18 protein-coding genes and 1 tRNA gene are annotated in these 22014 nt (G+C 42.3%); 7 read left to right on the top strand and 12 right to left on the bottom strand.

From position 1 onward, the window contains the following. Positions 1–11 precede the first annotated feature (11 nt). The 6 genes from AOC35_RS01240 to AOC35_RS01215 all read right to left on the bottom strand — a co-directional run bounded on the left by AOC35_RS01240 (position 12) and on the right by AOC35_RS01215 (position 7568). Positions 12–1052, bottom strand: a complete 1041-nt coding sequence (locus tag AOC35_RS01240) for a cupin domain-containing protein (RefSeq protein ID WP_108645395.1) — start codon at positions 1050–1052, stop codon at positions 12–14. 18 nt (positions 1053–1070) lie between these two features. Continuing rightward, positions 1071–2282, bottom strand: coding sequence for a 3-hydroxybenzoate 6-monooxygenase (locus tag AOC35_RS01235; protein WP_108645394.1), 1212 nt, complete (start codon positions 2280–2282; stop codon positions 1071–1073). Between the two features lie 154 nt (positions 2283–2436). Further along, complete coding sequence (locus AOC35_RS01230) at positions 2437–4464, bottom strand: TRAP transporter permease (protein WP_108645393.1); 2028 nt, start codon at positions 4462–4464, stop codon at positions 2437–2439. A 57-nt stretch (positions 4465–4521) separates the two neighbouring features. Then, positions 4522–5487 carry a TAXI family TRAP transporter solute-binding subunit gene (locus AOC35_RS01225; protein ID WP_108645392.1) on the bottom strand — a complete coding sequence of 322 codons (966 nt, stop codon included), beginning with the start codon at positions 5485–5487 and terminating at the stop codon, positions 4522–4524. A gap of 38 nt (positions 5488–5525) precedes the next feature. Beyond that, positions 5526–6446 carry a dihydrodipicolinate synthase family protein gene (locus tag AOC35_RS01220; RefSeq protein WP_245898389.1) on the bottom strand — a complete coding sequence of 307 codons (921 nt, stop codon included), beginning with the start codon at positions 6444–6446 and terminating at the stop codon, positions 5526–5528. Between the two features lie 132 nt (positions 6447–6578). Continuing rightward, positions 6579–7568, bottom strand: a complete 990-nt coding sequence (locus AOC35_RS01215) for a tripartite tricarboxylate transporter substrate binding protein (RefSeq protein ID WP_108645391.1) — start codon at positions 7566–7568, stop codon at positions 6579–6581. 139 nt (positions 7569–7707) lie between these two features. On the opposite strand from AOC35_RS01215, the gene AOC35_RS01210 reads away from it, so the two are divergent. Both AOC35_RS01210 and AOC35_RS01205 read left to right on the top strand, forming a co-directional pair. Continuing rightward, the gene (locus AOC35_RS01210) at positions 7708–8688 is read left to right on the top strand and encodes a Bug family tripartite tricarboxylate transporter substrate binding protein (RefSeq protein ID WP_159077423.1); all 981 of its coding nucleotides are present in this window, start codon (positions 7708–7710) and stop codon (positions 8686–8688) included. 15 nt (positions 8689–8703) lie between these two features. Next, positions 8704–9846 carry a mandelate racemase/muconate lactonizing enzyme family protein gene (locus AOC35_RS01205; RefSeq protein WP_108645389.1) on the top strand — a complete coding sequence of 381 codons (1143 nt, stop codon included), beginning with the start codon at positions 8704–8706 and terminating at the stop codon, positions 9844–9846. A 4-nt stretch (positions 9847–9850) separates the two neighbouring features. Here the strand turns inward: AOC35_RS01205 and AOC35_RS01200 are convergent, their stop codons facing one another. Then, complete coding sequence (locus AOC35_RS01200; RefSeq protein WP_108645388.1) at positions 9851–11017, bottom strand: transporter; 1167 nt, start codon at positions 11015–11017, stop codon at positions 9851–9853. A gap of 300 nt (positions 11018–11317) precedes the next feature. Beyond that, on the bottom strand, positions 11318–11557 hold the full coding sequence (locus AOC35_RS01195; RefSeq protein ID WP_108645387.1) for a FitA-like ribbon-helix-helix domain-containing protein: 240 nt from the start codon (positions 11555–11557) through the stop codon (positions 11318–11320). A gap of 218 nt (positions 11558–11775) precedes the next feature. Between AOC35_RS01195 and AOC35_RS01190 the strand changes: the two genes are divergently transcribed. Next, entirely contained in the window at positions 11776–12969 is a 1194-nt protein-coding gene (locus AOC35_RS01190) for an ISL3 family transposase (protein ID WP_108645386.1), read from the top strand. Between the two features lie 40 nt (positions 12970–13009). On the opposite strand, the gene AOC35_RS01185 is transcribed toward AOC35_RS01190, so the two are convergent. After that, positions 13010–13099, bottom strand: a tRNA-Ser gene (locus AOC35_RS01185). 103 nt (positions 13100–13202) lie between these two features. Continuing rightward, complete coding sequence (locus tag AOC35_RS01180; RefSeq protein WP_108645385.1) at positions 13203–14327, bottom strand: RNA-guided endonuclease InsQ/TnpB family protein; 1125 nt, start codon at positions 14325–14327, stop codon at positions 13203–13205. A 178-nt stretch (positions 14328–14505) separates the two neighbouring features. Here AOC35_RS01180 and pgi point away from each other — a divergent pair, with 178 nt between their 5' ends. From pgi to nadC, 4 genes are all read left to right on the top strand, one after another. After that, positions 14506–15981 carry a glucose-6-phosphate isomerase gene (gene pgi, locus AOC35_RS01175; RefSeq protein ID WP_108645384.1) on the top strand — a complete coding sequence of 492 codons (1476 nt, stop codon included), beginning with the start codon at positions 14506–14508 and terminating at the stop codon, positions 15979–15981. Between the two features lie 26 nt (positions 15982–16007). Next, positions 16008–17399, top strand: a complete 1392-nt coding sequence (locus AOC35_RS01170) for a phosphomannomutase/phosphoglucomutase (RefSeq protein WP_108645383.1) — start codon at positions 16008–16010, stop codon at positions 17397–17399. A 71-nt stretch (positions 17400–17470) separates the two neighbouring features. After that, on the top strand, positions 17471–18601 hold the full coding sequence (gene nadA, locus AOC35_RS01165; protein ID WP_108645382.1) for a quinolinate synthase NadA: 1131 nt from the start codon (positions 17471–17473) through the stop codon (positions 18599–18601). Between the two features lie 25 nt (positions 18602–18626). Beyond that, on the top strand, positions 18627–19508 hold the full coding sequence (gene nadC, locus AOC35_RS01160; RefSeq protein WP_108645381.1) for a carboxylating nicotinate-nucleotide diphosphorylase: 882 nt from the start codon (positions 18627–18629) through the stop codon (positions 19506–19508). Here the strand turns inward: nadC and nadB are convergent. Both nadB and AOC35_RS01150 read right to left on the bottom strand, forming a co-directional pair. Further along, positions 19505–21181 (bottom strand): L-aspartate oxidase, encoded by a 1677-nt coding sequence (gene nadB / locus AOC35_RS01155; protein ID WP_245898388.1) that lies wholly within the window; start codon positions 21179–21181, stop codon positions 19505–19507. The genes nadC and nadB overlap by 4 nt on opposite strands. Before the next feature lie 208 nt (positions 21182–21389). Continuing rightward, the gene (locus tag AOC35_RS01150) at positions 21390–22010 is read right to left on the bottom strand and encodes a class I SAM-dependent methyltransferase (RefSeq protein WP_108645380.1); all 621 of its coding nucleotides are present in this window, start codon (positions 22008–22010) and stop codon (positions 21390–21392) included. Positions 22011–22014 lie beyond the last annotated feature (4 nt).

Raw genomic sequence — 22014 nt, 5'->3', positions numbered from 1 at the left:
GCTTTCAATATTTATTTACTACGATTTTCAAATACACCAAGTTTTTTGTGCAATGGAGTTTCATCGGCGATAAAAATGAAACAAGGATCAGTACTGGAAGTATTCTTAATCTGAACCGGTGTATAACCTGGGGCGCAGCAAGTATCGGCCTTAATTAATTGAAAAGATTGCTCTGAGATAGTGATTTCAGAGGATCCTTCAATCATATGAAACACCATGGCTGGTGATCTCACTGGCAAAGAAACTTGTTGTCCTGGACGAACCATCATGGCATAGAAACCTAGAATATTTTCAGCATCAAGACCTGTTTCAGGATTGATGTAAGTAACTTGCAAGAAATCCATTTCTGGAAAATCTTCACCCATCGTCACTAAGGTTTGTCGCACATCCGCCCATGGGTAGCGATACATAGCGTAGGGTTTGTTTGAACGATCAAACATGGGAGTAGGCACGACCCCGCCAAAACGGTACTTTGAGCCATCCGAATTTTTGGTCAGCTCTTGCTTACCACTTTCTTCATGATAAGAAGCTTCAATGTAGTAAACAATCGGGAGATCCAATACATCTAACCAAATGACAGGGTCTGTGCCATCGTGACCGTGTTCGTGCCACATACCTGTTGGTGTCAAAATTAAATCACCACGGCTCATTGGACACTTTTCACCTTCAACAGTTGTATATGCGCCCTCACCTTCCACAATCATCCGAATAGCGTTGGGCGTATGCCGATGAGCTGGCGCCCACTCACCAGGCAACAGTAATTGCATCCCTAAATAGATGGCCGAACTAGCCTGCATTTTCTCTAAAGTATGCCCAGGGTTAGCCAAGACTAAAACTCTGCGCTCCGCTTTTTCGATCGGCGTTAATTCACCAGCCTCAATTAATAACGGTTTTATATTGGCATATCGCCAAACCGTCGCTTGCGTCCTAGGAGATGGCTTATGAGGAGGCATGACACCTCTTAAACTTGGCCATAACGGTACTAAATTTTGTTCTGTCAACGCATCACGATACTCTTGCGGTAAATCTTCTAATTTGCCTAAGTCTCTCAAACTTTTCTCCTAAAAGAATTAATTCTTCACTAAACAGTTGTCCACTTTCCAACCATATAACCAATCACATGCGTGATAAAATTCCTGCTGCGTACGACCAGCCCATAATGAATTTCTCACCAGGCGCTCTACTCCACTAGCATGGTAAATTCTACCCATTTCTCTAGACATTAAAACAATCCTTGCAGTTCTCGTTATTCGAGAGCGTTGATAGAGGTCAAAGGTTTTTGCGAAATCCAAATTATTCAAGGTATCACAAACTTTAAGTGCTTCACCTAGAGTAACAGCGTCCTCAATCGCCATACAAGCACCTTGCGCAAGATATTGCAGGGTGGCATGGGCAGCGTCTCCTAATAAAGTCACGTTACCAAAGGTCCATTGACCAATCGGATCACGATCTGCTGTAGCCCACCGCTTCCAAGACTTCGGTAGTTCAATCAACTGACGCGCTTTAGGGCTAATGTCCTGAAAGTAAGTTTCGACCTCTGCATAACTACCTTCCGTCACACTCCACACTTCAGTATTACGGCTATGAAAAGTCACAACCACGTTAAACTGCTCACCTCCTCGCAGGGGGTAATGGACTAAGTGACAGTTAGGACCAACCCAAATACTGGCAGAATTCCATGCTAAATCAGCTGGAAAATCCTTCTTATCGACCACTGCTCGGTAAACAACGTGACCTGAAACTCTTGGCTGATCGCCTACATATTGTTCCCTTATTGCTGATTTAACACCATCAGCACCAATGGCTGCTAAGCCTTCGTAGCGATTTCCTTGTGAATCAATTACAGTGACGCCGTGCTCATTTTGCTCTACACGCGCAACGGTTATAGAAGTTTTAACCTCAATTCGGTCAGTCTCTAAGGCCCCTTCCAACAGGGATAAATGCACATCGGCACGATGACAAACAGCATAAGGGTTACCAAAATAATCAATGAACTCTTGGCCCGTTTTGATTTCGCCGACGAGTGACTCATCCACGGCATCATACATCAGCATATTGTCGGTATAAACCGCCCTTGCACGTCCTCGCTCGCCCACTCCTAATGCGTCTAAAGCTGCAAAGGCGTTAGGACCAAATTGAACCCCAGCACCAATTTCTCCAAGCTGTGCCGCCTGCTCAAGCACTAACACTGCAAAACCTTGCTTAGTCAAGGCAAGTGCTGCAGCAAGTCCTCCGATACCACCTCCACAAACAATCACCGGTTTTGATAATGCATTTGCCATCTCAATGTTTTCCTTAAAAATGAGGTAGTTTTGAATTCAACAATTTTAGTCTAATCGAAGGCTTTGCACACGACGATGAAGTATTGTTATTCTAAAGATGAAGAAAAGGATAGATCAGAACGAATACCTTCCAATCTATCCTATTCAAAAAGGCTTAGCTTTGATGCGCTACTTGACGGTTTTTTCGAATGATTTGTAAAGCAATCACAAGCACAAAGCCAACGATCCCAATAATGTCTGCTTCGATGGAGGGATAGGCTAAAGCCACTCCAGACAGTATCAGAACCCAACGCTCAAAAAAGTTATCTTTAACAATAAACCAGCCTTGTAAACCGCCAGCTAAAGCAATCACACCAACCACCGCCGTGGCAAAAGATTCAAAAATAAGGAGCCAATTGGCACTTGCTAAGGCTGTGGTTGAGCCCATTAACAATAAACTCACGCCAGACTTATCGAGCACAAACATAAAGGGGACCAAAATTGCAGGGGCCACGTACTTCCAGGTTTGCAAGGTGGTTTTGTAGGGATCGCCCTTACAAATAGCCGCTGCCGCAAAAGGCGATAAAGCGGTTGGCGGCGAAACCTCAGATAGTACCGCGTAGTAAAAGATAAACATGTGGGCAGCAAATGCAGGTACCCCTAAATTAATCAGGGCAGGGGCTGCAATCACGGCACAAATAATATAAGAGGCAGTTACTGGCACAGCTAAGCCAACAATCCAAACAATCAAGGCGGTAAAGATCGTAGTTAACAATAAAGAGCCGCCAGAATATTGAATGACAATACTACTAAATTTCAGACCCAAGCCTGTTAAGGTCACCGTACCCACGATTAAACCCGCGCCAGCACAGGTCACCGCAATCGCCAAAACACCCGTAGAGCCACTTGCTAGAGCTTTAACCAAATTAGATTGATAAAGTCCTTTAAAAAACGGTTGCTTCCCTTTGAGAAAGTCCCAAGACAAAATTGCAGTATCAGCGCGGATCATACTAGAAATAGCTGAAGTAACCGTTGCCCAAAAGACCGCCATCACCGGTGAAAACCCAACTAGCATGAATACCACAATAGAAATGAGAGAAAAAAAGTGATACCAATATTTTTTGGTCAAGTTCCAAGCAGTATCAACAGCATCTATTTGTTGTAAATGGAGTGAGTATTTACGAACGTCGATTTCGACCATAACAAAGAGACCTAGATAAAATAGGATCGTTGGAATCGTTGCCATTAACAAAACATCTAAGTAAGATATTTTTAGAAAATCTGCAATGAGGAAGGCTGCGGCGCCGAGTACTGGAGGAGAGATAATTGCACCTAAACCACCCGCAGCAAGTAAGCCACCCGCAGCATTTTTATCGTAGCCGATTTTATTCAACATACTTGCCGCAACTGAGCCAACAGTAACAGTAGTTGCTACGCCAGAACCAGAAGGACCACCCAGCAAAAAAGAAGACATTACAATCGTGCGCCCTACCCCGGAGCTTTTACCACCCATGGCTGCAAATGAGAAATCGATAAAGAATTTTCCAGCCCCTGTGAATTGTAAGAAAGCACCGAAGATAGTAAACAGAATAATCAGTGTTGAAGAAACATCAATCGCGGTACTAAAAATTCCCTCTAAGGTCATATACATATAACCTACCAAACGCGAAATATCGTAGCCTTTATGCGTCCAAGGCGCTGGTAAGTAATTACCAAACAGGGCATAGGCCAAAAAACCTAAAGTAACACTGAGTAAAATCAGCCCGTTGGTGCGTCTCAGCGCTTCTAAAATCAAAAAGATAAAGCCGAGGCCAACATACAAATCAAGGGGATCTGGACTAGTATTGCGATCCATAAAATCATCGCCACCTATCAACACATAGTAAACAACTCCAATAGAGGCGAATGCCATGATGACATCCCACCACATCAATCTATTTTTAAATTTTGAGGCAATCGGAAAACTTAAGTACACCAAAAATAAAACAATCCCTACGTGAACTGTTCTGAGAACTTGGGTCGGCACAATCGAGTAAGCCGCGTATAAATGAAACAAAGACATACCCACAGCCACGAGGGTGATCAGAATACCAATCCAACCCCTGTAATCATTGGCATCACCTTCTTCTTGTTTAATAAAAGAGTCCAGTTGTGCTTGCGTTAAGTCATCAATTTCGGATTGGCTAGAGTTTGGTGTCGTCATAGTAATATTTTTAAAACCTATTGAAGGAATGCTGAATCAAGAAAGAAATCATGCGACTTAATCGACCTTTACGCCTTTTTCTTTAAAGTATTGCAAAGCACCTGGATGAAAAGGCACCACGGCAGCATTCGATTTTTGTGCTTCGAGCTTAATATTTTTGTACTCTGCATGCACATTAATTAACTCAGGCAATTTGTCGAAAACTGTTTTTACAATGTTGTAAGCATCTTTATCTGACATCGTTGCATTCACAAACAAGATGTTTGCGACAGAAGCGATTTGGTTATCTTTTTGCATGCCTGAGTACATCGTTTTAGGAATGACGTCTTTGAAATAAATGTTGCCGTATTTCTGATTCATTTTGGCGACAGTGTCATCGTGATCAATCATGGCAATTTTCATACCTGGAGAATTAGCGAGATCAGTGACGGCGGCGGTTGGTAAACCACCTACCCAAAAGAAAGCGTCAATTTTGCGATCTTTGATTGCATTGACAGACTCAGCAGCCCCTAAGCGCTCTCTTTTAATATCTTTATCTTTGTCTAAACCTGCGGCTTCTAGTAAGCGAAATGCCATCACTTCGGTGGCACTACCAGGACTGCCGGTACTCACGTGCTTTCCTTTTAGATCTGCCGTAGTTTTAATCCCTGTACTCTCAACACTGACTAGGTGCATACGGTTTGGATAAAGGACTAAAAGAGCACGAATATTTTGTTTCTTATTAACAAATTTACCTTGGCCACTAAAAGCATCTTGAGCCGCGTCTGTCATCCCAAAGCCAATATAAGGCTTACCTGAACCGACTAAATTAATGTTATCAACCGTACCGCCAGTTACCTCTGCAGTTGCTTGCATATTCGGTAAATATTTCGATAAAACAGCGGCGAGTCCACCGCCCATTGGATAATAAACACCGCCAGTACCGCCGGTGGCAATTGAAACATTTTCTGCCTGTACGGCACACGTGAAAACCGTAAGTGCAAGGGTCATTGCTTTGAGTGTTTTAATCATTCTGTATTTCATGTAAGCTCCCAATCAAAAGTATAGGTATGAAGTTGAAATTAAAGTCCTGGCATATCAAATTGAATCGCATCTAAATCTGTAAATAGTTTTTCCTCTACATCCTTGGTTAAGGTCAGAAGTGGTGGGCAGAGTTTTAACCATTCATGATTACCTGAATATCTAGCACAAGCCGCCTTCATCGCTGGAATCATGGGGTATTTAGCAAAAGTTGTTCTGACCACATCTAAACCAGCTTGCAACTCATCAGCATTTGTCTCTTGCCAGTGGGCAGCTAAATGGGCAATTGCTGCTGGATTGACATTGGCGGTAGCAGAAATACAACCAGCCCCACCCCCTCTTAGAGTGCGGAGTAAAAAGCTCTCACTACCAGCGTAGACTCGAAAACCCTTGGGACTCAACGCCTCTAAACAAGCTTTGGTGTATTCCCAATCACCGGAACTATCTTTCATACCAACTACGGTATTAGGATAAGCCGCAACCAGACGCTCTAACAAGCTAACTGGAATGCCGAATTTGACGACGGGCGGAATATTGTAAATGTAGATTTTTAACTGATCACTACCTACCTTCTCAATGATTTGAGAGTAATAAGCAAATAGGCCATCTTCAGCCGGATCTTTATAGTAAAAAGGCGGCAACATGAGTGCGCCAGAACAGCCCAGCTCCAGCGTAGCCTTTGTCATGGTCACTGCGTCATCGACCGCGCAAGCACCTGTGCCGGGCATCATTTGATTGGCTGCCAAGCCGTGACTAACTAGATACTCCAGCGCATTGATTTTTTGCGCAGCAGAAAACGAATTACCCTCTGAGTTAGTACCAAAAACGGCTAAGCCAACATTATTTTTTTGTAACCAGCCACATTGCTTAGCAAACAGTTCTAATGAAATTTCGCCGTCCGCTCGAACTGGGGTTAATACGGGTGAAAGGACTGCAGGTAAAGTACTTGGGTGAAGTGCCACGTCAATCTCCAATTTGATATTTTTTAATAAGATTACACTAGTTTATTTGAACTTTTGAGTTATTTAAGATAAAAGACATTCATTCTTTGAGTTATCTTTTAAATTGAACTTCACAATTAAGAAAGACGATATTTAATTTTCAGGTTTAATATTCGCTTGCTTCACAATTTTGGCCCAATTATTCGTCATACTCACGACTTCACTCGTCCAAGATTGTGAGCTCCCGCCCACTGGAAAAAATCCTAACTCCAACAATCGTTGCTTCATTTCTGGGGATTGCAAGGTCGCATTCAAAGCGTTATTTAATTTTTGTACATTTTCTTTAGGTACGCCTGCCGGTAAAAATATCCCCCAAACAATATTAGCATTTACTTCTGGATATCCTTGTTCAGCAAAAGTTGGTACTTGAGACAAGGCGTCTGATCGTTTGTCACTAGTGATACCTAGTCCTAATATCTGACCTGACTCTACATAAGGCTTTGCTGCCCCAACGGTGGTAAATAAAATACTGACATGACCACCTAAGGTATCTGTCATAGCAGGACCGGCGCCTTTATAGGGCACATGAACTAAATCGATACCGGCTACTACCTTGAGCATTTCGCTCGCCATATGACCGCCAGTGCCAAACCCTGCAGAGGCATAACTGAGCTTTCCGGGAGATGACTTAGCAAGCGCAACAAATTCTTTGAGGTTTTTAAATGGCATCTTCGTTGATGCCAACATGATCGAAGGAGTTGAGACTAATTGAATGACTGGAATAAAATCTTTTTGACTATCGTAAGGTAACTTTTTAAAGAGACTAGGGTTCACTAAAAACGCCATATCCACAATTAAGGCAGTGTAGCCATCAGGGGTACTTTTAGCCACAAAATCAGTACCTAAAATAGTACTGGCCCCAGGCTTATTTTCGACAATAATGGATTGACCTAAATTTTCAGCTAATTTATTCTGCATCGCACGAATAATGATGTCTGATCCACCACCCGGACCATAAGGTACGATGACTTTTACAGGGCGAACTGGGTATGGATTCGAAGCAGATTCTGCGGCGATTACAAATGAACTCAAGCTGCTCGCTAGAACAATTGAACTAAATAGTAATAAAAACCTATATTTCATGTCATCTCCAATTTTTTATTTAAACAAGTATGCTTTAAGTTCGGATTGAAGTCTCTTCAGAGTTTCCCTAAGCAAAGAGTTGGTAAACTCTTTCTCGTTTAGAATGAAATCAAATATTCTTAGAACTCGAGACAACCTCATGCTTAAAAGCTCAATCTTGATCAAATTCCAATTCCTCGCATTACTTTGTTTATTGATCCCATCACTTAGTTATGGAGAGACGAATTATCCGAATCATTCAGTAAAGCTGGTGATACCCTTTGCCACAGGTGGAAGTAATGATATTGTTGGTCGTTTTATCGCCGATCAGCTCTCGAAACGTTTGGGTGAACCCTTTGTTGTGGATAACCGTGGTGGCGCGGGTGGCACGATTGGTGCTGATTCAGTCGCAAAATCAAAGCCAGATGGATACACCTTATTATTAATATCCACTCCACATACCGCCAATACTTCGCTGTATAAAAAACTCCCCTACAACCCAATCAAAGATTTTGCAACCATTGCACGAATTGGTACGGCCCCTCAAGTAATTAGTGTTTACCCAGGCCTACCAGTTAAGACCTTACCCGAACTCATTGCCTATGTGAAAGCTAGGCCAGGTCAGGTGAATTTTGTCTCATCAGGCATTGGTAGCTCCCAACATTTAGTGACTGAGATGTTTGCAAGCCAAGCAGATCTTCAATTGGTTCATGTTCCTTACAAAGGAGCAGGAGCTGCCCTAGCTGATGTGGCAGCAGGCCATGCACAAATTTCGGTAGGAACGGTTTTACAAGGCTTATCTTTGATCAAAGGTGATCGCCTTCGACCTCTTGCAGTGAGCGGTAATAAACGTCAGGCAGTTTTACCCGATGTTCCGACCGCAAGCGAAATGGGTTTAAAAGGTTATGACGCAGATAACTGGTGGGGAATCTTAGCACCTGCAGGAACTCCTCCTGAAGTGATTCAAAAATTATCAGCAACAATGGCAGAGATCTTATCAAAACCTGAAACGATTAAAAAACTTGCTGAAGAAAGCGCTACTGTTGCCTATCTTGGCCCCGATGAATTTGCTAAGTTTATGGAAGTAGAATCGCAAAAATGGGCACAGTTGATTAAAAAATTGAATATCAAACCTGAATAAATCATCTAGAAAATCATGAGCAACCAACACCCCTTACTAAACGCAAAAATTATTCAGATTGAAACGATTCCTTTGCGAGTCAAAATGGAGCGTGTTGCAACCGGCTCTACCTTAAAACTATCCCACCGTTGTACGATACTCACACGGATTCATACCGATGCTGGAGTGATTGGGGAATGTTTTAATGGCAATGATGATGCTCTACAAGCATCGGTGATCAATATGATTAATGAAGAAATGACCCCATTACTCATTGGTCAGTCCGTAGCATCGATTGAAGATATTTGGTCCCTTACCCGCAAATCAACAGAACCTTTTTTACGCGACCGTCGGGTTGCTCTAAGGGCCCAGTCTTGTATTGATAGCGCCTTGCATGATGCTATTGGTAAATTAGTTGGTTTACCTATTAATGTCCTATGGGGCGGCGCAAAAAAAGATATTCGTGTCTTTGCTTTAGGAGGCTATTACCGCGAAAAAAATGACTTGGAAGGACTCGCGCAAGAAGTGGAGGACCTCAAAGCATTTGGTATCTATGGTCTTAAATTAAAGCTAGGCGGTAAATCTCCTAGTGAAGATGCCAAGCGCGCTGAAGTCGTTCGAAAAGCAGCTGGAGACGATTTTATTTTAGGTTGTGATGCGAATCAAGGTTGGACCCTACAGCAGGCGCTTGAATTTACAAACATCACAAAAGATTTAAATTTGGATTGGCTTGAAGAGCCTTGTAAGTGGGATAACGACAGAGCTGAGTTACCTCTAGTACGCTCTATTTCGGGCGTGCCCATTACCGCTGGTCAAAGTGAGTTAACGCGTTTTGGTTGTCGTGATTTAATGCAAGCAAAAGCTATCGATATTTGTAATTTTGATGGGAGTTGGGGTGGTGGCCCGACGGAGTGGCGTCGGGTGGCGATGTTAGCTAACTCCTTTGGCGTAAAAGTTATGCAGCATCTAGAACCACAGTTTGGCTTGATGATGTCTGCTGGCGTCTCCAATGGTTTTTATGGGGAAGTGATGTTGCCCTGGCGCGATCCATTTTTCTATCGCTTGATTGCAAACCAGCCTGATCACCCTTTTAAAGATGGTATTTATACCTTACCGACAGAACCTGGTTGGGGAATGGTCATTGATGAGGATTATTTGCAATCCGTGAGAATCGATTAATTTTCTAAAAATGCTTTGTGAAGCGAGCTTGCATAAAATTAGCGTGGAGGGAGTCTTTTGCGAGTGGCATCCACGTATATTGGAGCGTTAAAACTCCGCCAATAGACGGAAATGGTACAACAACTGAGGGGGTTAATGCAGTATAGGATGTCTGCTGGCCCCCATCAATCGGTACCGTAGTTCCTAACAATGCGCTAGTACCGCCAGGGTTCTGAGTTGTGCTCGTCGTAGTAACGGGTCCGGTATAAGTATCTGCAGTAATTTGATTTAACTGCGTTATATTAAGACCGAAGTTAGCCAATTCCGGCACCTTATAAGAGCCAAATAACTCAAACGCCACAAAGTCACCACTTTTGTAACTCGTGTTGCTATTGGAAGTGTTATATCCATAAGAGGTCCGCCCCGCAAAAGTCCAATTATTTTCTTGATAAAAAGCGGCCACACTTGGCAAGAAAGTGAAATAACCAAAGCCCACGTTGAGAGGAGAGTTTTGATCAAAAGAGCCCGTTGGCGCAATGATCGTTAATCCTGCAAGATATTTTGTGTTATGTCCATTAAAGTAAGACCATGTCCCAATCAGATTGGTATCGCCAATACCTTGAGTGTTCGCAGTTTTACTGGCAGCAACACTTGCAGCTTGAGATTTAAATGAGCTAATCATTTGATTAATGGTTGGTGCACTTGCAGGGTTTGCACTAGCGTAGGCTTGTAATTGACTAATTTGGGTTGGATCTACAGTAGCGCTAATTTGACGGCTGATGGTGACATAAGGAACGCTCACGGCTCCAATAAACTTGCCACCCCAATAATTTTCTGAGGTAACGTAACCACCGATGAAATTAACTTGCCTTTGGGTCTGACTAAAAGTTTGATTCACATTAAGAGTTTTTGAACCTGTGGCATTTTGATACAGTGTCGAAAAAGCAGGCGGACTGTTCACATAAAGACTTTGATTTGCCGCATTATTTCCATTTGCGTCATTAATCTGATCCATACTAATCAACGAACCACTAATCGTGCCAAAAAATCCTGGACGATCTTCTAAAATGATGGCAGTTTCTCCGGTTATTAATCCAGTAGGAGAATAGTGAGTGCGAAAACCTTCCTCAGCGGCTGCGTTAAAGATCGTGAAAAGAGAAATTAGGCCTATAACAAGGCGAGATGCCTTCAATTGGTGTTTTTTTATTTGAATTAGCAGAAAATGAATTTGATTCTAAACAGTAATGCAAGTTTAAAAGAATGAAACCCCAAAATAATGCTCTATTATGGTGCATATTTGATCTGAGAGCAATTGTCTTATTTGCTTATTTTCAAGCCTTAATGAGGTGTCAAGTTCTAAGGGTTGGTAACACTTAAACCTGTTAGCATCAAAGCCATTTGTCGCAGGGATGGTAGCAATGTAAACATCCATTGTGACTTTCGCTATCTGAGAGGACCGAGCGCGCGAACACAATAATTGTCAAAGGCAGGTTCAATCGAAACGCATCGGTTCGCTTGGTGTGCTGTCACATTCGATATTAATATTAAAACCGCCTACATCATGGCTAATTTTTGCAAGATAAGTCCCTAGTTTAATTCGGTTCTCTGGTAGAACCGCGACTTCGAGGATAGCTCGGATTTCAGCCTCAGTACTTCTACCGTGCATAGCTGCACGGACCTGTAAGGCATGGTAAAGCTCATCAGACAGGTTATGGACAGTGAGAGATGCCATCTTTTTCACCTCTAAAATTTGATCTCAATAATAGCTTTTTAGACCATGATCATCACTTGGAACTGAAAGTTTAATCAAAATGATTCATTAAACTTTATGTGGTTGGAATGGAGTAATTAATCGTGTTTGATAAATAAAGGTCCATCCCCCGAAACGGGGGACAAAGGTATTTATTAAACTAGTTTTTTCGACGAACTTTTTTAATAGAGGTAATACCAATGTCCCATCTAGATTCTATCCTAGGTCTGCCTGATCTTTCCATCGAACAAGTAAAACGCGGTCAAATTGTTGAAGTTTGGTGTAAACCAAAGGTCCGACCAGCTTGTATTTATTGTCAACATGACTTTGTTCGGATTAAATCTACCCATCATCGCTTGTTAAAACACACCCGCCAAGGGAACCAACTTATGATCCTACATTTAGCGCTTCCAAAGTACCATTGCCCCAACTGTAATCGCTATTTTCGACATCACTTACGAGGTATTCGTCCTCGCTTACGAGCTACTGAATCCTATCGACTTGAAGTCTTTGAAGCCCATGATGGTGGGGTCAGTCAGCGTAAGCTGACTGTCACCCACAAGATTGGAAGTGCGACGGTAGAACGCTGGTATCAACCGCAGATTAAGAACCGAGTAGCCGAGTTATCCTCCCGTCATTGCCCTAGAATATTAGGGATTGATGAACACTTCTTTAGTCGCAAAAAAGGCTTTGCGACTACTTTCGTGGATCTTAAAAATCATAAGGTGTTTGATGTGGTACTGGGTCGCTCAGAAGCCAGCCTACGCCGATATCTAAGCCATTTAACTGGTCGAGATCGAGTGAAGTTTGTGGTCATGGATCTCTCGGAAACTTATCGCAAAATTGTCCAACAATACTTCCCGAATGCCAAAATTGTGGCTGACCGGTTCCATGTCATTCGCCTCGTCAATCAACATTTTTTACAGGTCTGGAACCAGCAAGACCCCTTGGGACGTAAAAATCGTGGACTACTCAGTCTCATGCGCAGGCACCATTGGAATTTAACACCTGAGCAGCAACAAAACCTGTCTCAGTATCTAGAGAAGTTCCCGATCCTCCAGGCTCTTTATCAAGCCAAGCAGAAGCTCAACTCATTCCTTCTTCTTAAAAAAGTACCAGCAAAAAAAGCGAAGAAATATATTCCAGAATTTCTACAATTACTCGATCAATTTGAAGAAAGTCCAGCCAAAATCATTGCACAGACGATTCGTTCTTGGTTAGAACCAATTATTCGAATGTGGCGGTTTTCAAAATCCAACGGAATTACGGAAGGTTTCCATACTAAAATGGAAATGATTTCTAGAAGAGCTTTTGGTTTTAGGAATTTCCAAAACTACCGACTCAGAGTCTTGGCTCTGTGCGGTTGGAATGGAGTAATTAATCGTGTTTGTTAAATGCTCATCCCCCGATTACGGTTAAGAGCCCTAAATTTGATGGCGGAAGCTGTGAGATTCGAACTCACGGAGGACGTTAATCCTCGTCAGTTTTCAAGACTGATGCATTCAACCGCTCTGCCAAGCTTCCCGCGTAGAATAATCATTAAGTAAATTGATGATTGGTTTGCACTACACAATTCTATTATAGCGATAAAAAGAAATAAATTGTTTTAAATTAGTAAATACACTGACTACTCCCCATAGCTAAAGCAAGGGGGTTCTTTAAAACCTTCTTGTTTTAGCTTAGAGGCTCCTACTACTAGCGTATCTAGTCCGATACGGAGAATGTTCTTGCTGGCATTGATGTCTCTATCGTGGATCACTCCACAACAGTCGCAAGTCCATTGTCTTATTCCAAGTCCTGCGATACCTTTCGGCCTCGACGGTGGTTTTTCACCACACGAAGAACAGGTTTGGGTGGTATTGCTCTCATTAACCTCTAAAAAGACAACACCGGCCTCATGGCACTTGTATTCCAACATTGTCTTAAATTGACTCCAGCCAGCATCATACACAGACTTAGCCATCTTGGTTTTAATGAGTTTGCTACTTGGGATATTTCCTACAAAGATCGCACCATACTTATTGGCTAAAAGCCGTGAGAACTGGTGTTGATCATTGCTGCGACGATTTTTGATCTTGGCGCTAATCGTTTTGGCGAGCTTATTTTTGTTGGCTCTTTGAGCCACGGCTAATTTCTTTTCCAACTCTCGATAACGCTGCGAAACCATTTGAATCCCATCGCTAGTGACGGCGGTGGTCTTTAAACCTAAGTCAATGCCAACGGCACGAGGGCTGCTATTGTTTGTGCAAATTTGTACCTCAACAGTTAAATTAACATACCAACGTCCACGAGCATCTTGACTAAAAGATCCACACTTAATGACTTTGTCTTGAAGATCATAAGACTTAAAAATGCTAATCGGCTTCTTTTGAAAAAAGATTTGACCGTTGCGATAATGAATTGAGTCCTTCTTAAATGGTATCCAACCGAGAGAGCGCTTGCTACCGCCACTCTTACGCCAGGCTAAGCGGCGCTTCTTAAACTGCTTACGGCGAGTGCAGTATTCAGAACTAATCGCTTGAACCGTTGATGCGGGAATATTTAATCCCTCTTTAGTAGCACCAGCGGTGTACCTGTCCATCGTGTAGCTGGAAATAAACTGCCCAGTGCGCTCAGTGTGCTTAGAAGATAGTTCATTGCAATAGTTCCAAACAAGGTTCACATCTTTCGACAGGTTATTAAGGAGCGTGCAATGTTTGTCTTTTACCCGTTCACGCAGTACTCGAATATTAGTTTGTTGCGTCTTCTTCATGCTGTTATTTTATACAGTTGCCAATGATTTTTCAAGTGTTGCAGCTTATATCCTCATAGATAAATCAAGGGGCTTTACGCTGCTTTTGGTAAATATTTACTACATTTTGTTTTGCAACTGCACCAATTAATCTTTACAATTCAACTACTAGCAACATTCAATTGTTAGAATAAACCTCATGATTAATACTGAAAATAATTTTAATTCCCCCCTTTATGTAGATACCCTTTATCAAGGTATCAACAGTTTTCAATGGCAAGAGTTATTTGATATCGTTGAAAAAAAAGGCTTTTCTGCAAAAAGGCATGCTCTTTTTACTGGCCAGAAAATCAACCAATCTGAAAACCGCGCAGTTCTGCATACCGCTTTACGTAATTTAAGTGGTAGTCCAGTTTTAGTTGACGATCAAGATATCATGCCAGCAATACAGTCTGTCTGGCGTCAAATTGAACAGTGTTGTAATAAATTTGTCGGCATTACTGACATCATTCATATTGGTATTGGTGGTTCAGATTTCGGACCTAGATTGGTTTGCGATGCATTGTGGACGGATGATTCCTTGACTAAAACACCAGTTAATGTTCATTTTTTATCGAATATTGATAGTGCTGACTTAGCAAGAACCCTTGCTCGTGCCAAACCCCAAAGTACCAGAGTCATTATTGTTTCCAAGACCTTTACGACCCTTGAAACAATGCAAAATGCCCAGTCAGTCATCAAATGGTTGACTGAGGCTAAACTTACTAAAACGCAAATTTCAAACCTACTTTATGCCGTAACAGCCAATACGAGCGAAGCCCTAACCTTTGGAGTTAAGGATGAAAATATATTGCCCTTTTGGGATTGGGTTGGTGGTAGGTTTTCCGTCTGGTCAGCTGTAGGACTACCAATCGCTTTAAAGTTCGGATTTGAGGCCTTCAAAAAGTTCTTGGCTGGTGCCCATGCGATGGATCAGCATTTTTTAAATGCTCCCATTGAACAAAATCAACCAATAGCTTTAGCACTCACTTTATTTCGTAATCAACTGAAGCGTGGTTCTAAAGCACAGGCTATTATTCCTTACGCACAGTCTCTCAATTTATTTCCGACTTGGCTTCAACAATTAGAGATGGAAAGTAATGGCAAGACCCACGGCCTAGATCAAAAACCAGTTGAAATTAGCTCAGTTTGCATTTTTGGCTCAGCAGGAACGAATTCTCAACACTCTTACTTTCAGATGTTGCACCAAGGGACTCAAGTAGTACCCGTTGATTTTATTGCTGTGAAAGCACCTCTCAGTGATTTACCTTGTGCGCAAGAACACCACCGTCAATTAATTGCTAATTGCTTGGCTCAGTCTCAGGCTCTAGCCAAAGGCTTTCAGCATCCAACGGATCAAAACCAAAGTTATTCTGGTCATCGACCGAATACTTTGATTTGGCTGGACAAATTAGATGCCTACAACTTAGGTGCCTTAATGGCTTTATATGAGCACCGTACTTTCTGTCTTGGTGTTTTATACGGCGTGAACTCCTTTGATCAGCCTGGAGTTGAGTTGGGTAAAAAACTAGCCAAACCCATTGATCAGGCTCTCGCTAATCCTGCAGATGCAGAACTTCTTGAAGTATTTGACGACATTACTAAATCCCGTATTCAGTGGTTTAATCAACCATAACTCATTAATCTATTTTTAGGAAATTTATGCTCCCACTCTCACCTTCGATTTTTAAAGCCTACGATATCAGGGGCATTATCGATAAAACATTAGATCGTAACGTTGCGATGCAAATCGGCCAAGCCTTTGGCTCTTGCATGGTGGAAATGGGAGAAACAACCGTTGTTGTCGGTCGAGATGGTCGCTTATCAGGCTCAGATCTGATGTCAGGCTTAACAGAAGGACTAATGTCCGTTGGCTTGAGAGTCATTGATTTAGGTGTTGTCGCCACACCCATGGTTTACTTTGGAACTAATGTACCGATTCGTGGAGTCCAAGCAAAATCAGGAATTATGATTACAGGTAGTCATAATCCGCCAGACTATAACGGCTTTAAAATGGTTCTAGGTGGTCAAGCGATTTACGGTGAACAAATTAAAGCACTTTATCAACGAATTGTTGATCAGAAAATTGCAGCAAAAGCTTCTGGTAGTAGAGAAGATTATGATATTTTCCCGACTTATTTGGAAAGAATTACCAGTGATGTAAAACTCAAGCGTCCAATGAAAATTGTGGTTGATTGCGGTAATGGAGTTGGTGGAGATTTTGCTGGTAAATTATTCCGTGCCTTAGGGTGTGAGGTGACTGAATTATTTTGTGAAGTAGATGGCAACTTCCCGAATCATCATCCAGATCCAGCCCATTTAGAAAATTTGCAAGATTTAATGGTTGAATTAACCAAATCGGATGCTGAACTTGGTTTAGCTTTTGACGGCGATGCTGATCGTTTAGGTGTGGTTACAAAAGATGGCTCTGTCATCTTCCCAGATCGTCAAATGATGCTTTTTGCGAAAGATGTTTTATCTCGCAATCCTGGTGCAGAGATTATCTATGATGTGAAATGTACTCGAAATTTAGGTCTTTGGGTGGAGCAACTCGGCGGCAAACCAACGATGTGGAAAACGGGACATTCTCTGGTTAAGGCGAAGCTAAAAGAAACGGGCGCTCCACTAGCCGGGGAAATGAGCGGTCATATCTTCTTTAAAGATCGTTGGTACGGTTTTGATGATGGTCTATACACTGGTGCGCGCTTACTAGAAATCTTATCTCAAGAAGAAGATCCGAATGCTACGTTAAATAACTTACCTAATGCGATTTGTACACCAGAGTTGCAGATTCCTTGTGCGGAAGGTGAACCGTTTACTTTATTAGAAACCATCAAGGCAAATGCTAAATTTGAAGGTGCTTTGACGATTAATACGATTGACGGTGTACGGGTTGAATATGCGGACGGCTTTGGCTTAGCGAGACCCTCTAACACTACCCCGGTAGTTGTTATGCGCTTTGAAGCAGATACAGAAGTTGCGATTGCACGCATTCAAGCGGATTTTAAAAAGGCGGTGCTTGCAGCTAAACCAGATGCGAAATTACCGTTCTAAAATAAATCGAAGTTGTGAAGTCGTGAGAAAATAAGATTTGATCGATTTTCCTATATAAAATCAAAGTTCTTATGACTTCAATTTCAACCTTGCAACCTGTTAGCTACGATTTTTCACTTCCTAGCGTTGATGGTCCAACTTGTATTTCTAGTGCTTGGGCCAAGACCCCTGCACCCCTGAGTGCAGCTGATAAAGCCATTACTAAAGAAAAAATAAAGCGTCTTTTAAAAGAACAAAACGCGGTAATCGTTGCGCACTATTATGTGGATGGTGATATTCAGGATTTAGCACTTGAGACCGGTGGGTGTGTCGCTGATTCACTTGAAATGGCTCGGTTTGGTAAAGATCATCCTGCGCAAAAATTAATCGTAGCGGGGGTTCGCTTTATGGGTGAGACTTCTAAGATCTTGTCTCCCCAAAAACATGTTTACATGCCAGATCTCGATGCCACCTGCTCACTAGACCTAGGCTGTCCCACCGATGCATTTAACCAATTTTGTGACGCCCACCCTGACAGAACGGTCGTCGTCTATGCTAATACTAGTGCTGCAGTAAAGGCTAGAGCGGACTGGATGGTTACTAGCTCTTGTGCTCTTGCAATTGTTTATGAGCTAAAAAAACAAAATAAGAAAATCTTATGGGCACCGGATCGTCATCTTGGTAAGTATATTCAAGAACAAACTGGCGCAGATATGATCCTTTGGGACGGTGCGTGCATCGTGCACGACGAATTCAAGGCAGAAGAGCTGCAGTTATTAAAAGAACTACACCCACATGCGCAGGTCTTGGTTCACCCTGAATCCCCCGCTGGTGTTGTTGCCATCGCGGATGTAGTCGGTTCAACTGCTGCCATGCTTAAAGCAGTGGTTGAAGGAACTGCGACTGAATATATTGTGGCGACAGACCAGGGTATTTTGCACAGAATGCGTCAGCTAGCTCCTAATAAAGTCCTTATCGAAGCTCCAACAGCAGGTCAAAGTGCAACTTGCAAAAGTTGTGCCAATTGCCCTTGGATGGCAATGAATGGTCTAGCTAATTTATTGAGCTGCTTAGAAAATGGTGCTGGTGAAATCACCGTTGAAGAAGCTATCCGTGTAAAAGCGCAAGCTTGTATTGAACGGATGCTGGACTTCACAAAAAACAATCCTGAGTTGCTAGCTCGCGCTCAACATGGTTTCGTCAAGAACATCGGCGCTGCTTAATTTCATTATTTTTTAAAGATCAATTATGTTTTCTTATAACGAAACTCTCGAACAAGCCATTGAGCGAAATGTACATGACGCTCTATTAGAAGATGTAGGGGTCTGTGATTGGACCGCCATGCTAGCACCGAGCAATGAAACCGTCAAAGCACACGTTATCGTTAAACAAGAAAACGCCGTTCTATGTGGCAGACCTTGGTTTGACCGGTGTATTTTAAAACTAGATCCTCAGGCAAAAATTGAATGGAACTTTGCCGAAGGTGAGGTCATGCCGAATCAAGCCGTGGTCTGTTCTATCACGAGCAATGGCCGATCAATCCTCTCCGCAGAACGCCCAGCCCTGAATTTCTTGCAAACCCTATCTTATACAGCGACGGTGACGCATTCTTACATGCAAGCTATCGCTGACATTCATGTAAATCCCAAGGGATGCAAGATGTTAGATACTAGAAAAACCTTACCTGGTTTACGTCAAGCACAAAAATACGCAGTCAGAATTGGCGGCGGGCAAAATCACCGTATGGCGCTTTGGGACGGTATCTTAATTAAAGAAAATCACATTATGGCGGCGGGTAGTATTACTGCTGCTGTTAAAGCAGCCATGGCCTTAAACGCAAAGGTAAGTATTCAAATCGAAGTTGAATCCATCGCAGAAATGGAAGAAGCCCTTGCAGCTGGAGCACACAGTATATTGATTGATGATTTTAGCTTGGAGCAAATGCAACAAGCCGTCAACATTAATCAAGGACGCGCGCTCTTAGAAGTTTCTGGTGGAGTGGATATAGAGCAATTAAGAAAAATTGCCATGACAGGAGTTGACCGAATTTCGAGTGGGAAACTAACCAAAAATGTGGAAGCAATTGATTACTCAATGCGAGTATTAGCTCGCATTGAGAGTAATAACTAAATCTCTTCCGCTACTTTAATACCATCTTTTTTCCGAATCGGAGTTAGGATCGTTGGGTAAGATACTGCAAAGGTATCAGGATAATCTCTGGTGTAATGCAAGCCACGACTTTCTTTTCTAGAAAGTGCTGAACGAACGATTAGTTCAGCACAAACCAACAAGTTTCGAAGTTCAATTAAATCTCGGTTGACCTTAAAGTTAGAGTAATACTCATTCACTTCGGTCTCTAAAAAGTTGATACGATGTAAAGCACGCTCAAGTCTTCGAGTCGTTCTAACGATGCCGACATAATTCCACATCAAAGACCTTAACTCATCCCAGTTATGCGAAATCACCACCATTTCGTCAGCATCCTCTACTTGACTGTCATCCCACTGCTTCACTTGAGGAATAGTCGATTCAGGCTCCTCTAAGATTTTTTTAGCGGTGGATTTGCCGATCACGACACACTCCAATAAAGAGTTACTCGCCAGTCGATTGGCGCCGTGTAGTCCAGTGCAAGTAGCCTCACCAACTGAATACAAGTGCGGCAAATCTGTTTGGCCATTCAAATCAGTCACCACGCCGCCACAGGTATAGTGAGCGGCCGGCACAACTGGGATTCCTTGTTTAGTAATGTCGATGCCAACTGACAAACATTTGGCATAAATCGTTGGGAAGTGCTCTTTAATGAATTCCGCCCCTAAATGGGTAGCATCTAATAAAACATACTCTAAGCCGTGTTTTTTTATTTCAAAATCGATGGCTCGAGCCACAATATCTCTTGGTGCTAGCTCCATTCTTTCATCATGATCAGCCATAAAACGCGTGCCATCCGGCAGCTTTAATTGACCGCCCTCACCTCGCATCGCTTCAGTAATCAGAAAGCTTCTTTCTTCTGGGTGATATAAACAGGTCGGATGAAATTGCATAAATTCCATATTGCCGACACGACACCCAGCTCGCCAGGCCATCGCAATACCGTCTCCAGTAGAAGTATCGGGATTGGTCGTATATTTATAGACTTTGCCGACGCCGCCAGTCGCCAATACGACCGCATCAGCAATTAAAGTCTTCACCTTATTTTCTTTAATATCTAATGCATAAACCCCAAGACATTGGTCTTTCTGAATCGATTTTTTGTAATCTTTGTTCGGCTTTTGAACTAGGTGACGATTCGTAATTAAATCGATTGCAATCCAGTGTTCTAGCAGATCAATATTAGGATGCGCTTTCACTTTTTCCAGTAATACGTCATGAATAGCCTTACCCGTAGCATCCGCGACGTGAGCAATCCGACGATGGGTGTGCCCACCCTCTCTGGTTAAATGCAAACCTAATGGACCTTCTGGATCAGGCGTAAACTCAACCCCCTGCTCAACTAACCACTCAACTGCATCTGAGCTATTTTCAGCGATATACCGAGCTGTTGATTCCGAAACGATTCCGGCACCAGCTTCCAGAGTGTCGCCAATGTGAGATTCAAAGCTATCTTTTTTATCCAGCACACCAACAATACCACCCTGCGCCCAAGCAGTAGCTGCCTCAGTTAGCTGACGTTTAGCTAAAATCGCAATTTTTTTGTGAGCAGCAACTTCTAATGCAACAGTTAAACCAGCCAAACCTGCGCCGACCACGATTAAATCATAATGATCATTATGTTGGTTCTCTGGCACCTGATTTTTATCTTTCAAACTCTTCACCCTAAGTGGTTCAGCAAAATAACTATAAATAATTTAACAACATTTTAATTTGTTACTAAATTTCATGAGAACTCTAGGATAAACCATTCCTGCAAGAAGGATTTTTGATTGCATCAAAGTTATAGCTTAACTGCTGAAATTTGTACCATATTAGGTGATTCTTTCCCTAAAAAGACATTCGCCTAGGCTTTATGGACTTTTAAGCAAGTTTTCGAGCAACTACGCCGACAAGACTCGACATACCAGCATGCCCTGTTCCCTCGCTAATGGTAGCCACATAAGTTTTAAGTTCTAAAAATTCAAAATGAGGCAATAAATCCCTCATTAAAGACTCGTCGTATAAGTGATCTAATTCACCTGGACCACCTGTTTTGTAGAGTAGTTGATCTTTGCCATATCCTTGGATGATTAATAAACCACCAACTTTTAGAGTTTGAATCATCTTTTGAAAGAGTTTTAAACGCTTCTCAGGATTCGCAAACTGGAAAAAAATTCCTACAACATAGTCGTACTTCTTAGCTTCCCACGAAAAATCCTGCCAGGATGAACAGGTGAAGTTAACGCTTACTTGATTTTTTTGAGCGAGGTTGTTTGCCTTTTGAATTGCTGCTTTAGAAAAATCAAAGGCATCTACCTCTAAGCCTAATTTCGCCAACCAAACGCTGTTTCGTCCTTCACCATCTGCAATCGATAGAGCATGACCATTTTGGAAATATTCTTTTTGATCTTTCAAAAATTGATTCGGCTCCTCACCGAATAAATAGTTGTCAGTCGAAAATCTCGATTCCCAACGCTCTAAAGGATTGGTAAATTCAGCCATCGTT

It is taken from the genome of Polynucleobacter rarus (genome assembly GCF_003072505.1).
Taxonomy (GTDB): domain Bacteria; phylum Pseudomonadota; class Gammaproteobacteria; order Burkholderiales; family Burkholderiaceae; genus Polynucleobacter; species Polynucleobacter rarus.
Note: the sequence above shows the minus strand (reverse complement) of the source record. Positions and strands in the feature narration are given on the sequence as shown.